15 protein-coding genes are annotated in these 11,967 nt (G+C 65.8%); 9 read left to right on the top strand and 6 right to left on the bottom strand.

Annotated elements, in window-relative coordinates; translation table 11 throughout:
* The 7 genes from QZ184_RS07120 to QZ184_RS07090 form a co-directional block, all read left to right on the top strand.
* A partial coding sequence (locus QZ184_RS07120) for a BamA/TamA family outer membrane protein (protein ID WP_296418755.1) occupies positions 1–1,223 on the top strand: 1,223 nt, incomplete at its 5' end.
* Between the two features lie 10 nt (positions 1,224–1,233).
* Positions 1,234–2,076, top strand: coding sequence for a UDP-3-O-acyl-N-acetylglucosamine deacetylase (lpxC, locus tag QZ184_RS07115; RefSeq protein ID WP_296418753.1), 843 nt, complete (start codon positions 1,234–1,236; stop codon positions 2,074–2,076).
* The gene (gene fabZ, locus QZ184_RS07110; protein WP_247479879.1) at positions 2,073–2,540 is read left to right on the top strand and encodes a 3-hydroxyacyl-ACP dehydratase FabZ; all 468 of its coding nucleotides are present in this window, start codon (positions 2,073–2,075) and stop codon (positions 2,538–2,540) included. Before lpxC ends, fabZ begins: the two co-directional genes overlap by 4 nt.
* 9 nt (positions 2,541–2,549) lie before the next feature.
* Positions 2,550–3,383, top strand: coding sequence for an acyl-ACP--UDP-N-acetylglucosamine O-acyltransferase (lpxA, locus tag QZ184_RS07105; RefSeq protein WP_029626156.1), 834 nt, complete (start codon positions 2,550–2,552; stop codon positions 3,381–3,383).
* A complete protein-coding gene (gene lpxB, locus QZ184_RS07100) occupies positions 3,380–4,570 on the top strand; it encodes a lipid-A-disaccharide synthase (protein WP_296415751.1) in 1,191 nt (396 codons plus the stop codon). Before lpxA ends, lpxB begins: the two co-directional genes overlap by 4 nt.
* On the top strand, positions 4,567–5,202 hold the full coding sequence (gene msrA / locus QZ184_RS07095) for a peptide-methionine (S)-S-oxide reductase MsrA (RefSeq protein ID WP_296418751.1): 636 nt from the start codon (positions 4,567–4,569) through the stop codon (positions 5,200–5,202). Before lpxB ends, msrA begins: the two co-directional genes overlap by 4 nt.
* A gap of 132 nt (positions 5,203–5,334) precedes the next feature.
* Positions 5,335–5,529 carry a hypothetical protein gene (locus tag QZ184_RS07090; protein ID WP_010315443.1) on the top strand — a complete coding sequence of 65 codons (195 nt, stop codon included), beginning with the start codon at positions 5,335–5,337 and terminating at the stop codon, positions 5,527–5,529.
* Here QZ184_RS07090 and QZ184_RS07085 read toward each other — a convergent pair.
* Genes QZ184_RS07085 through QZ184_RS07065 form a run of 5 tightly spaced genes read right to left on the bottom strand, consistent with a single transcriptional unit; the run spans position 5,526 to position 9,340 of the window.
* On the bottom strand, positions 5,526–5,768 hold the full coding sequence (locus QZ184_RS07085; RefSeq protein WP_029626157.1) for a hypothetical protein: 243 nt from the start codon (positions 5,766–5,768) through the stop codon (positions 5,526–5,528). The genes QZ184_RS07090 and QZ184_RS07085 overlap by 4 nt on opposite strands.
* A 19-nt stretch (positions 5,769–5,787) precedes the next feature.
* Positions 5,788–7,284 (bottom strand): leucyl aminopeptidase, encoded by a 1,497-nt coding sequence (locus QZ184_RS07080; RefSeq protein WP_296415792.1) that lies wholly within the window; start codon positions 7,282–7,284, stop codon positions 5,788–5,790.
* 37 nt (positions 7,285–7,321) lie between these two features.
* Positions 7,322–7,924, bottom strand: coding sequence for a GIY-YIG nuclease family protein (locus tag QZ184_RS07075; RefSeq protein WP_247477190.1), 603 nt, complete (start codon positions 7,922–7,924; stop codon positions 7,322–7,324).
* Between the two features lie 4 nt (positions 7,925–7,928).
* On the bottom strand, positions 7,929–8,597 hold the full coding sequence (locus tag QZ184_RS07070) for a type II secretion system protein GspK (RefSeq protein WP_296415754.1): 669 nt from the start codon (positions 8,595–8,597) through the stop codon (positions 7,929–7,931).
* A gap of 32 nt (positions 8,598–8,629) precedes the next feature.
* Positions 8,630–9,340 carry a response regulator transcription factor gene (locus tag QZ184_RS07065; protein WP_296415755.1) on the bottom strand — a complete coding sequence of 237 codons (711 nt, stop codon included), beginning with the start codon at positions 9,338–9,340 and terminating at the stop codon, positions 8,630–8,632.
* A 125-nt stretch (positions 9,341–9,465) separates the two neighbouring features.
* Here QZ184_RS07065 and QZ184_RS07060 point away from each other — a divergent pair, with 125 nt between their 5' ends.
* Positions 9,466–9,789: a DUF1825 family protein gene (locus tag QZ184_RS07060; protein WP_010315455.1), complete on the top strand. Its 324-nt coding sequence runs from the start codon at positions 9,466–9,468 to the stop codon at positions 9,787–9,789.
* A gap of 42 nt (positions 9,790–9,831) precedes the next feature.
* Positions 9,832–11,094 (top strand): tyrosine--tRNA ligase, encoded by a 1,263-nt coding sequence (tyrS, locus tag QZ184_RS07055; protein ID WP_296415757.1) that lies wholly within the window; start codon positions 9,832–9,834, stop codon positions 11,092–11,094.
* On the opposite strand, the gene QZ184_RS07050 is transcribed toward tyrS, so the two are convergent.
* Positions 11,091–11,819: a carbonic anhydrase gene (locus QZ184_RS07050; protein WP_247477196.1), complete on the bottom strand. Its 729-nt coding sequence runs from the start codon at positions 11,817–11,819 to the stop codon at positions 11,091–11,093. The genes tyrS and QZ184_RS07050 overlap by 4 nt on opposite strands.
* Positions 11,820–11,967 lie beyond the last annotated feature (148 nt).

Here is an 11,967-nt window from a genome sequence, read left to right as displayed (position 1 = left end):
ACCTCTTCGGTCGCGCCTGGGATTTGGCCCTGAACGTCACCTATGGCCAGTTCGGTGGATTGGCGGATGTGTCCTTCACCGACCCCTGGATCAAAGGCGATAAGTACCGCACGGCCTTCCGCACCAAGGTCTTCCTGAGCCGGGAAGTCCCCCAGGTGTTCCAGAGCCAGCAGAACGGCAACTTCTACACCGTTTCTGACGTCTCCCAAGGCTTCTTCAACGCCCCGAGCACGGCCCTGGCCTACCAGAGCAACTCGACGGTCTTCACTGGTCCCTATGCCTCGCCGACGGCAGCCAAGGCTGCGAATCCCCAGCTCGGCGACAACAACAACTGGTTCCAGCTCGACGGCAATGCCGTGGCGATCCAGCGGATTGGTGGCACGGCCTCCTTGGCCCGCCCCCTGAACGGCGGTGACCCCTACAAGAAGGCCCCCTGGAATGTTGTCGTTGGCCTAAACGCCCAGCAGGTCAAGCCGATCAACTTTGCGGGGGAGGCGATGCCCTACGCCACGGCCTCCAACAACTTCAGCGGTAATGGCACCACCACGGTCAGCAACGTGATCTGTGTGGCCTACAACTGCGAAAACGGGGCGACGACCAACCAGTTGGTGGGCCTGCGCCTGGCGGCCTCGATGAACACGCTCAATGACCCGCGGAACCCCACCCAGGGCAACTTCCTGAGCGTTGGCACCGAGCAGTTCGTCTCCGTCGGTCAGGACTCCCCGACCTTCAACCGTCTGCGGGCCAGTGCCACCCACTACATCCCGGTGAACTGGCTGAAGTTCTACAAGGGCTGCCGTCCCAAGCCTGGGCAGAAGGAAGACTGCAAACAGGCCTTGGCTTTCCAGGCTTCGGTGGGTACCAACCTCGGCAACATGCCCGTCTACGAGGCCTTCTGCTTGGGTGGCTCCAACTCCGTTCGCGGTTACTACGACTGCGACCTGGGCGTGGGTAAGAGCTTCGGTGAGGCGACGGTGGAATACCGCTTCCCGATCTTCAGCATCATCAGTGGCGAGATCTTCGTGGACGCCGGCAGCACCTTTGGCAGCCAGGCCAATGTTCCAGGGAATCCCGGGACGCTGCTTGATAAGCCAGGTGATGGTGTCTCCCCGGGTGTCGGCGTGATCGTCACCACCCCGGTCGGCCCCCTGCGTTTGGAGGTGGCCAGCCAGGACTTCACCGACGAATGGCGCTTCAACCTCGGTGTGGGTTGGAAGTTCTGAGGCGGCTCCTGTGACCCTTTGGCCCAGCGATTACAGCCAGGCGTGGACCCTGGCTCAGCCCGTGGAGCGCTCCGGTGTGGGCCTCCACAGCGGTGTTCAAGCCAGGGTTCGTCTGGAGCCTGCGGAGCAGCCGGGTTTTTACGTGGGTTGGCTCAACGCCCCTGAGCGTCCCCACGTCCGATTGCAGCCCTCCCAGGTCTGCGAAACCCAGCTCTGCACCGCCCTGCAGCTGGGTGAGCAGCGTCTCGCCACCGTGGAGCATCTGCTGGCTGCCCTGGCCGGTGTCGGGGTGACCTCGGCGCTGATTCTGGTGGATGGCGAGGAGATTCCCCTGCTGGATGGCTCGGCCCAGCCCTGGGTTGAGGCCTTGGCCGAGGCCGGCCTGCGCTGCCTCGGTCCCCGTCCTGAGGCTGCGCCTCTGGCCGCACCGATCACCCTGCAGCAGGGCCAAAGTTTTGCCACGGCGCTCCCGAGTGATCGCCTGCGCTTGGGGGCAGCCATCGAGTTCCCCCATCCCGCCATTGGCCGTCAGCTGTTCAACCTCGAACTCACCCCCCAGGCCTTCGTCGAGGAGATCGCCCCGGCCCGCACCTTCGGCTTCAAAGAGCAGGTGGATCAGCTGCGGGCTGCGGGCTTGATTCAGGGCGGTGCATTGGATAACGCCCTGGTGTGCGATGGGGAGGGTTGGCTGAATCCCCCGCTGCGCTTTGCCGACGAGCCCGTGCGCCATAAGCTGCTTGACCTATTGGGCGATCTCGCCTTAGCGGGACTGCCTTTGGCCCAAGTGTTTGCCTTCCGTGGCTCCCACGGACTGCACACCGCCTTGGCCGCCGCTCTGGTTTCTTCTCGCTGAGTTCCTTGTCTTCATCCGCCACCCCTTCCGCCCCAGTTCTGACCAGCGAGCAGATCCAGGGGCTGCTGCCCCACCGCTATCCCTTCGCCCTGGTGGACCGGGTGATCGAGCATGAGCCGGGCAAGCGGGCGGTGGCGATCAAGAACGTCACCTTCAACGAGCCCCAGTTCCAGGGCCATTTCCCCGGTCGCCCGCTGATGCCAGGCGTGTTGATCGTCGAGGCCATGGCCCAGGTGGGGGGCTTGATCGTCACCCAGATGCCGGATCTCCCGAAGGGGTTGTTTGTCTTCGCAGGGATTGATGGCGTGCGCTTCCGCCGTCCGGTGGTGCCGGGTGATCAGTTGGTGATGACTTGCGAACTGCTGTCGCTCAAGCGACAACGGTTCGGGAAGGTCAAGGCGGAGGCCACGGTGGACGGACAGCTGGTCTGCTCCGGCGAATTGATGTTCTCCCTGGTCGACTGAATTCCCCCCATGACTCAGGCCGTTATGAACGGGGACAGCACCCGAATCCATCCCACCGCCGTGGTGGATCCCAAGGCCCAGATCGATGCGGGCGTTGAGATCGGCCCCTATGCCGTGGTCGGTCCCGAGGTGTCGATCGGCTCAGGAACGCGCATTGGCCCCCATGTGGTGCTCGACGGCCGCGTCAGCATCGGCAAGGGCAACCGCATCTTCCCGGGGGCCTCGATTGGCGCCGAGCCCCAGGACCTCAAATACAACGGTGCACCCACCGAGGTCGTGATTGGCGATGACAACGCCATCCGCGAATGCGTGACCATCAACCGTGCCACCCATGAGGGAGAGCAGACCCGCATCGGTGATGGCAATTTGCTGATGGCCTACAGCCACCTGGGTCACAACTGCGACCTGGGGAATCGCATTGTGATCGCCAACGGCGTGGCCGTGGCCGGCCATGTGGTGATCGGTGACCGCGCCGTGATTGGAGGCGTGCTGGGCATCCATCAGTTCGTCCACATCGGCACGATGGCGATGGTGGGTGGAATGAGCCGGATCGACCGTGATGTTCCGCCCTTCGCGATCGTTGAGGGCCACCCCGGTCGCCTGCGGGGCTTGAACCGGATTGGTTTGAAGCGCAGTGGTCTGAGCGAGCTGGATGGCGGCGCACAAACCAAGCAGCTGCAGCAGGTTTGGGCCCAGCTCTACCGCGGTGATGTGGTGTTGGCTGAGGCGATCAAGGGCGTGCGTGAGCAGAGCCTGTTTCCCCCCGCCGAAACCCTGGTGAGCTTCCTGGAGGCCTCGATTGGCCCCGGTCGCCGAGGTCCCCTGCCCGCCGGGCGTTCATGAGGCGACTGCTGATTAGCACCGGCGAAGTATCCGGTGATCTGCAGGGCGGCCTGTTGGTCAAGGCTCTGCGGGAGGAGGCCCAGGCCCGTGGTCTGGAGCTGGAGCTCTTCGCCCTCGGCGGTGAGCGCATGGCCCAGGCCGGTGCAACGCTCCTTGCGAACACGATGGCGATGGGCGCCATTGGCCTCTGGGAGGCTCTCCCCTTGGTCTGGCCCACCCTCCAGGTGCAGCGCCGGGTCAATGCCTGGTTGCGTCAGTCCCCCCCCGACGGCTTGGTGCTGATCGATTACATGGGGGCCAATGTCAACTTGGGCCTCAAGGTCAAGCGGCTGCTGCCGAAGATCCCGATCCTCTATTACATCGCTCCCCAGGAGTGGGCCTTTCGCGTTGGCGAGGGGGGGACGACCCGGCTGATCGGCTTCACCGATCGGATCCTGGCGATCTTTCCAGAGGAGGCCCGCTTCTACGGCTCCCGCGGGGCCGATGTCACTTGGGTGGGGCACCCCCTGATCGACACCTTGACCCAGCTGCCCAGTCGTGAGGCGGCCCGCACTCAGTTGGGCTTGAAGCCGGATCAACGCCTGTTGCTGCTGCTCCCTGCCTCGCGCCAGCAGGAGTTGCGCTATCTGCTGCCGGACTTAGCCCAGGCGGCCGCCGAGTTGCAGCGGCGCTGCCCGGGGCTGCAGGTGGTGGTGCCGGCGGGTCAGGCCAGTTTTGAGCCGGTCCTGAAGGAGGTCTTGACCCAGGCTGGAGTGCAGGCCCGCGTGATTCCGGCGGCGGAAGCCGATGCCCTGCGTCCGGTCCTCTGTGCGGCAGCGGATCTCGCCATCAATAAATCCGGCACCGTCAACTTGGAGTTGGCCCTGCGGGGGGTGCCCCAGGTGGTGGCCTACCGGGTCAGCCGACCAACGGCTTGGGTGGCCAAGCAGATCCTGCGCTTCAAGGTCGATCACATCTCACCGGTCAATCTGGTGGTGGGTGAGCGCCTGGTCCCGGAGCTCCTGCAGGACGAGCTCACCCCCGAGTCTGTGGTGGAAGCAGCCCTGCCGCTGCTGGAGGATCCGTCCGCCCGGGAGCGGGTTGCGCAGGGCTATCGCCGCTTGCGTGAGCTCCTTGGGGAACCGGGCGTCACCCGTCGGGCGGCCGCGGCGATCCTGGATGCCCTGCCAGGGGGGAGTGCGGCATGATCCGGCGCCTCTTGTCCGCCTGCTTGGCCATCGGCCTGCTGCTGCTAGGCCCCTGTGCCTCCGCGCTGGCCGCCACGGAAGAGGCGGTCCTCGCTGGTGGCTGTTTCTGGTGCCTGGAGCACGACCTGGAGGACCTGCCGGGGGTGATCGATGCCGAGAGCGGCTACAGCGGTGGCCATCTGGACAACCCGAGCTACCGGCAGGTCAGCTCTGGCGGCACCGGGCACCAAGAGGTGGTGCGCGTCCGCTTTGATCCCCAGACCATCAGCTACCCCACCCTGCTGCGGTCCTACTGGCGCAATATCGACCCCCTCGATGGTGGCGGGCAGTTCTGTGACCGCGGCGGGTCCTACAAACCGGTGATCTTCACCGAGGGCGAGCAGCAGCTCAGTCAAGCCAAGGCCAGCCTTCAGGCTGCAGCCAAGGAGCTGGGCAAGCCCGCCTCAGCGATCAAGGTGCAGATCAAGCCCCTCAAGCGGTTCTGGCCCGCCGAGGGTTATCACCAGAATTACGCAGTCAACAACGCGATCAAATACAACTACTACCGCTGGGCCTGCGGCCGGGATCGCCGCTTGGATCAGGTCTGGGGATCAAAGGCCCGCAGCGATGCTCCCTGGGTGACTGGACGCTGACCGGAAAGCTGAGGAAAAGCTAAAGAGCCGATTGCGCAAAATTCGGTTTTTTCGAGTGCTGATCCGGTTTTTACGCCTTTTTCCTCCCGGCCGCCCGAATTACCCTTACCTTGTCTCGACTGCAGGTTTTGTATGTATCTGCTGACGATTCGCGATGGTCTCGTGACACGTCATATCGGCCCTTACGCCACTCCGAAGCAGGCTTCGGACGATCTCGATCGCCTGTTGAAGCTCTTTGGTGATCGGGCTCGCTGGCAAATCCACGCCCTGGAAGAGCCGGCTTCCCTTCTTGGGGCGTCCAGCGCTTCAGCCGCCGCCGCTGCCTAGCGGCGCGGTTGGTTCTGTCCTGGGTAGCCCCGCAGCAGTCCGCTTTCCACCATCAGTCCGACGGCGGCCACGATGGCCACCAGGCTGAGGGTTCCGTACCAGAACCAGGGGCCGTGGGGCTGTCCCAGGGCTTGGAGTGTCCGCCGCTGGACGGCCTCGCCAAAGAGACAGAGTCCCGCCGGCAAGAGCAGGACGCCCAGCTGGGCTTTGACGTACCACCGAAGTTTGGGCACCGCCACGCTGCAGGTCTGCCTGAGCCTAGGCGGCTCCCCCGGCCAGGACCCAATTCACCAGGGTGCGAACGCCAAATCCAGTGGCACCGGCGGGATCCAAGCCCCGTCCCTTGTCGCTCCAAACCGTGCCGGCGATATCCATGTGGGCCCAGGGGATGTCCTTGTTGACGAAGTCCTGCAGGAAGAGGGCCGCCGTGATCGAGCCACCGGGGCGCGGGCCGGTGTTCTTCATGTCGGCCAGGCCGCTCTTGAGGCCAGCGCGGTAGGAGGCCCGCAGGGGCATGCGCCAGAGGTTCTCGCCGCCGTCTTCGCCGGCCTGCACCAGGGCCTGGGCCAGGGTGTCGCTGGGGGACCAGAGGCCGGCGATCTCGTCGCCCAAGGCGATCACGCAGGCGCCCGTCAGGGTGGCCAGGTCCACCACCGCGTCAGGCTCCAGCTTGCAGGCGTAGACCAGGGCGTCGGCCAGGGTCAGGCGACCTTCGGCATCGGTGTTGTTGATCTCGATCGTTTTGCCGTTGGAGGCGGTGACGATCGCTCCGGGGTGGATCGCTCCGCCGCTGATCATGTTTTCGCAGGCGGCCACCAGCATGTGGACCTCGATGCCGGCCGGTTTGAGTTCCGCGATGGCTCGCATGGCGCCCAGCACCGCAGCGCTGCCCCCCATGTCGAACTTCATCATGTCGATCTGGGAGCCGGCGGTTTTGAGGTTGTAACCGCCGGAATCGAAGGTCAGGCCCTTGCCGACGAGCACCAATCGCCGCTTGATCTCCCCATCGGGGACATAGGTCAGGTGGATGAACTTCGGCGGCAGGTCCGAGCCCTGGGCCACGGCCAAGTAGGAGCCCATGCCCAGGGCTTCACAGTCGCTGCGCTCCAGCACCTTGAGCTGCAGGCCGAAGTCGCGGGCCATGTCCGTGGCGGTCTGCGCGAGGGCGGCTGGGGTGACCACATTCGGAGGTGCTGCCACCAGTTCGCGGGCCAGCTCGACGCCGCTGCAGAGCGCTTGGCTGCTCGAGGCGGCGCCTTGGCAGGCGCTCAGCTCAGCTGCGGGTAGGCCCAGCAGCTCCACCTGGGCGGGTTGCTTAGCGGGTTCGGCTTCGCCTTTGAAGCGCTGGTCCTTAAAGAGGCTCAGCCGCACGGCCTCAGCCATGGCTGAGGCGGCAGCGATCGGGGCCAGGCCCTCGAGCGGCAGGGCGAGCCCCAGGCTGCTGGCGCCACTGCCATTTGCTGCTTTGGCGCCCATGGCCGCGGCGTGGCGCAGCTGCTCGAGGTTGAAGTCCGCGGCGGCCCCAAGGCCCACCAGCACCAGGGTGCTGGGCTGTTGATCCAGCAGCTCCACCACCAGGCTCTCGCCCGGCTTGGCTTTGAAACGGCGCCGCTCCATGCGCGCCAGCAGGGCTTCGCCAAAGCGGCTCTTCAGCAGTTCACGGCTGCCCTCTCCGGGGGCATCGCTGAAGAGACCCACCACCAGGGCCTCCCCCGTCCAATCGCGGGCGGTGGCACTGCTGCAGCGGATCTCCATGGCCATCTCGAGCTCAATGGGCGCGATGGTAGGGCGATCAGCCCGGCTCGGCCGTGAAGGGGGTGGCCCAGCGGCCGCGGGTTTCCTTGTTAAACGGAGGCAGCCAGTGGCGAATCAAGGCTTGCTCCAGGGCTTGCCGTGCCCGCCGTTCGCTGGGGGCGTCGTGCCAGAAGCGGATGCTCAGCTGGCTCTGGAGGTTGGCCTGCTGCAGCGCCTCGCCATAGGCCGCTAGGTAGCCCTTGCAGTCGTGTTCGCCTTTCCAGCGCCGATCGGCCTGTTTGGTCTCCCCCACATAAAGGAGGAGTGCCCCCTCCAGGTGGGGCGGCCGGTCCACGACGAAATACAGGGCCGCACCATCGGGTTGGCGTTCGGGCCATCGCCAGAACTGCAGATGTTGTGGGGCCAGCTGCAGCGGATCGAGGCGTTGCACAGCCGCCGCACCGAGGCTGCCGCCTCCGAACAGATCCATCTGACCTGGGGGCAGCTGGCTGCCGCTGGCCACCGCCTCAAAGCGTGGGCTCTGGTAGTCCAGTAGACGCTGCTGCCAGGCGATCAGCTGATGCTCCTGCAGGGGTAGGGCCTCGCCGCTGATCCCGCCACCGACGGGTGTCGCGCCAAACAGTTCGCCTTGCCGTCCCATTCGCCTAGGCCGAGCGCGGCAGTTCTGGACCGGCGGAACCTTGGCCAAAGCGCACCTTCCCGATCAGCTCCTCCACCACCGACGCGGGCAGTTGCAGTCGCTCCTGTAGCTCCGCAAGGTCCTGGAAGGGGGCCCGTTGCCGCTCGCGCAGCAGCCGTTGGCGCCGCTCCGGGCTCAGTTGGGGCAGTTGGCGCTCGAGCGCCTGGGCCGGGGCGCGGTTGAGGTCGATCAGCAAGGGCGTCACGGCCGTTGGGGCGCCATCGCCGTACCAGCGGAATTGCAGCAGGGGTTCCCAGCTGGCCACCAGTGCAGCGGGGAGGTCCAACAGGCGCTGGAGGTCGTCTGGACCGCTGAGTTGCACCCCACCCTGCTGGAGCCGCAGGAGCAGGTCGACTTGATCGCGCGTGATCTGCGGCAGCCGCAACCAGTCGTTGGCGCTGGCGCGATTGACATCGAGGCGCCAACCCAGGGCCGCCGCGTGCTGGACCTCCTGGGCGTTGGCCAGCCGCAGGTTGGGGTTGTGCTCGAGCTTGAGGGCGAGGAGGTCTTGCTCGACGCACTCCTCCAAGGGCTGGGGTTCCGGCGCGGCAGGTTGTTGTGCACGCCGCGGCAATTCTCCCGCCGCCTCCAGCAGTCTCCGGGCCAGAGGATCCAACCAGTGGCCTCGGCCCATGGCGGTGTCGGGTGCGGCGGAACCGCCCGACCTTAACGAGGGTCTGGCCACTCGACCAAGCCCAGGCGAATGCCTTGGACCGCGGCCTGAATGCGGCTGTTGGCATTCAGCTTGTGGAAGATGTGCCGGACGTGGTCTTTCACCGTCTCAACCGACAGGTGCAGGCGTTGACCGATGCCCTGGTTCTCGGTCCCGCCGGCCATCAGTTGAAGGATGTCCACCTCCCTGGGGGTCAGCTGCGCCAAGGGGGTGCCCTGGCCCTCGGCAAAGGCTTCGAAGTAGCTCTTGCTCAGGTTCCGGTCGAGGTAGAGCCCGCCGCTCTGCATGGCGCGAATCGCGGCCAGAAAGCTGCCGAAACCCAGGTTGCTCTCCAGGCAGAGCCCATCGCAGTTGGCCTGCAGTGCTTGGTGAATGGCCATCAAGCGCCGGGGCTGGGTGACCACCATCAAGGTGGCGGGCGGCTGGGGCAGGGCTTTGGCTTGGGCCACCAGGCTGCCGCCGTTGCCCTGCTCGAGCCGGTCAGTGCAGATCAGTACATCCGCCTGCCCCTGCTCCAACCTCTGCAATCCCTCGTCTTGGGTGGTCACCGCCCCGACGATCTCGGGCCCCGGCTGCAGGGCGGCAATGAAGAGGGTCAGGGCGAGCCGTGAGCCGCTGCAGACCACCACGCGGGATTGACTGAGCAGCGCGTTGCCTGCGGCCACGTTGCCCCGCACGGCCGCCAGGGAGGGGGTGTAGTCCATCGCGACGCAGGCTGCACTGTTCACTGTGCGCACGGGCCGCGAACTTGGCAGCCCGTTACGCCTATCCGCACTCGTCAGGGCCGCTCAGGCTCGACACAATCGTTGGGCCCGCCCGGCTCAGCCTGATGGCCTTCTTTGAATCCGAGATCGTTCAAGAAGAAGCCAAGCGCCTGTTTGGCGATTACCAGCAACTGATGCAGCTGGGCGGCGAGTACGGCAAGTTCGATCGGGAAGGCAAAAAGCTCTTCATCGAGCGGATGGAGGAGCTGATGGACCGCTACCGCGTGTTCATGAAGCGCTTTGAGCTCTCCGATGACTTCCAGGCCAAGCTCACGGTTGAGCAGCTACGCACCCAGCTCAGCCAGTTCGGGATGACCCCCGATCAGATGTTTGAGCAGATGCAGCGCACCCTGGATCGAATGAAGGGGGAGCTGGACGCCGAAAGCTGATCCCCGTCTGCGTACGATCCGACCCCAGACAGCAGGGCGGACATGGCCAAGGGCGAGTGGGGACTGCCGCAGTGGTTGGAGCGCGGTGTCGCTGACCTGTTCCCCACCGGTACGGAAGCCAGTGATGCCGACCAACAGCTGGCCGCCCGCCTCGCTGAGGCCGAGAAGGCCGGCCGGCCCCTGCGGATCAAGCTCGGCATCGATCCGACCGGCAGTGACATTCACCTGGGCCACTCGATCCTGTTCCGCAAATTGCGGGCCTTCCAGGATGCGGGCCACACGGCTGTGCTGATCATCGGTGACTTCACCGCCCGCATCGGTGACCCCACGGGCAAAAGTGCCACCCGCGTTCAGCTCACGGCCGAGGAGGTCGAGTCCAACGCCCGCACCTATCTCCAGCAGCTCGGCCAGGGCCAGGACCCCGCGCGTGCCCTGCTGGATTTCGAGACCCCGGGCCGCCTGGAGGTGCGCCGCAACAGCGAATGGCTGGCCTCCCTCGATCTACCCAAGGTGATCGAGCTGCTGGGGATCTCCACCGTCGGCCAGATGCTGGCCAAGGAGGACTTCGCCAACCGCTACGGCTCCGGCACCCCGATCTCCCTGCACGAATTTCTCTATCCGCTGCTGCAGGGCTATGACTCGGTGGCCGTGCAGGCCGACCTGGAACTGGGGGGGACGGACCAGAAGTTCAACGTGGCCATGGGCCGCGACCTGCAGCGCCACTTCGGCCAGCGCACGCAGTTCGGGATGCTCCTGCCGATCCTGGCGGGCCTCGACGGCGTTCAGAAGATGAGCAAGAGCCTGGGGAACACGGTCGGTCTGGCCGAAGACCCGCTCTCGATGTACTCCAAGCTCGAGAAGGTGCCCGATGCGGCGGTCGAGGAGTACCTCACCCTGCTGACCAATCTCGATCTGGCGGCCCTGCCGGATAACCCTCGGGAGCGCCAAAAGGCGATGGCCCTGGAGGTGACGCGCCAGCGCCACGGCCAGGCGGCGGCTGATCAGGCCCAGGCCGATGCCGGCAAGCTCGTGGGCGGTGCCAAGGGCAGCGGGGCGGCGGACGCCGAGGTTCCCGAGGCATCCCTGGCAGAGGTGAACTTCCCGGCGAAGGCCTTCTATTTGCTCAGCGCCGTCGGTATCTGCGCCAGCAGCAGCGAGGCACGCCGCCAAATCCAAGGCGGTGGGGTCAAGCTCGATGGCGAGAAGCTGGCAGATCCCAACCAGGAATTTGCAGGGCCCGATCAGTTGGCCGGCAAGGTGTTGCAGCTGGGCAAGAAGACCTTCCGGCGCCTGGTGGCGGGTTAAACCGCGCTGACCCGGCCCGATTGGATGTCAAAGAAGGCTGGCTGGATCTTGACCTTGCCGCTGGCCTGGGCGTCCGCCAGGACCTGGCTGCGCTTCACCAGCTGCCCGGCGGCGTAGCGGGCGTTGCCCTGAATCGCTTGGGTGAGGTCGTCGTTGGGTTGCAGTGATGCGCGGATCGGCTGCACCAGGTCCTCCAGCAGCGGTGTGAGCGGTTCCGAGCCCATGGCGGCGGCGACGGCACCGCAGCCGCTGTGGCCCATGACGACGATCAAGGGCACCTCAAGGGCGGCCACGGCAAATTCCAGGCTGGCGATGCCGTCGTTGAAGGCGCTGTTGCCGGCCACCCGCACCTGGAAGAGCTCGCCTGAGCCGACGCCAAACATCCACTCGGGCGCCACCCGTGCATCGGCGCAGCTCAGTAGCGCTGCCCAGGGCCGCTGGCCTTGGGCTAAGGCCTGAGGATCGATGTGGCAGCTGGCATCAAAGATGGCCTGCTTGATCTGAATCCGCTCCTGGGGATTGCTGGCTTGGATGCTGCGTTGCCAGGCCTTGCTGAACACCTTGTTGCGCTCGAGCATCCAGGTGAAGGTGTCGCCACTGGGGCTGCAGACCTCGAGCTCCTGGCGCAGCTGCTGGGCTTCTTTGCTCCAGCCCTTACCGATGGCGGTGCTGCCGGCGGCGGCGAGACCCAGGGCCTGCAGGGCATGGCGACGGCTGAGGGGCATTCGAGCGCGGGCGTCTGCCCACAACCTGTGGAGCCCGGGCCCCCTTGGCTTGATTTGGTTGGCTTTTGTGACCTAGAGGCTGCGCAGCACAGCCAGATCTTCCGCATCCAACGGCGTCGGGATCCCGTGCTCCAGCAGGTCGGCGAAG

The sequence above is a fragment of the Vulcanococcus sp. DEBay_Sum22DG08_74 genome (genome assembly GCF_017852955.1).
In the GTDB taxonomy this organism is placed as follows: domain Bacteria; phylum Cyanobacteriota; class Cyanobacteriia; order PCC-6307; family Cyanobiaceae; genus Vulcanococcus.
This window is presented reverse-complemented; position numbering and strand designations above follow the sequence as displayed.